Origin of the sequence: Agrobacterium sp. MCAB5 (assembly GCF_052114365.1) — a bacterium.
Classification (GTDB): Bacteria; Pseudomonadota; Alphaproteobacteria; order Rhizobiales; family Rhizobiaceae; genus Agrobacterium; species Agrobacterium tumefaciens.
Genome location: NZ_JBFREP010000083.1, coordinates 1 through 748, shown reverse-complemented (window position 1 = coordinate 748; position 748 = coordinate 1). Strand labels below are relative to the sequence as shown.

Genomic DNA, 748 nt, shown 5'->3' with positions numbered 1-748 from the left:
TGCTATGCCTCTGGAAGACTTCCTCAACGAGACGCTCGCGCTTTTGCATGGCGAACCCACACCCCGGGAAATAATTGTGGAGCGGGCCAAATATCTCCGCAATGCCGAAGCTGCTGGTAACTACGAAGCAGCCTTGGCAATGCTGTCCGCCTGGCAGGACCCGAGTTGAAGCATTGGGTCATGAAGCTGGTCACTGCAAAGCAATAAAAATTGACCACACCCACCGGTGGCTGGTCCGGCTGAGGTGCCGGGCCCCGCGAAGTTTCGCGAACGGCTAACGGATCAGTTCACCCAAACGGCAAGATGCCGCGAACAGGGGCAGTCGGGAATCAACATGACTAGGCAAATGATCATTGGGATGGTTTTGAACGCCGGTTACGGCACGCAACCCGGCGCATGGCGGATGCCGGGTGTGGACCCGAGGAATTACACGAGTTTCGACAGTCAGGTGCGGTACGCTCAAGCTGCTGAACGGGGTAAGTTTCAATTCCTGTTCGCGCCAGATTTTCCTGCGTGGCAAAACGCTCTCGAGAATGAGGCTCCGATGAATATCAATGAACCGCTTTTGACGTTCGCTGCGGTGGCGCGCGAGACCCAGCGGATCGGGTTGGTTGCCACCGGCTCCTCTACGTTCAACGAACCCTTCAATTTGGCTCGACAATTCAAAGCGCTCGACCTGATGAGCCACGGCCGAGTTGGATGGAATGCCGTACCCTCCAGCGATTCTAATGTCGCAGCCCTCTACGGA

The 748-nt window shown here is 56.7% G+C and carries 1 protein-coding gene; it reads left to right on the top strand.

What is annotated here, in order from left to right; genetic code table 11:
* Window positions 1–334: 334 nt before the first annotated feature.
* Window positions 335–748, top strand: a 414-nt coding sequence (locus AB4Z23_RS27420) for an LLM class flavin-dependent oxidoreductase (RefSeq protein ID WP_441361178.1), incomplete at its 3' end; no start/stop codon positions are given.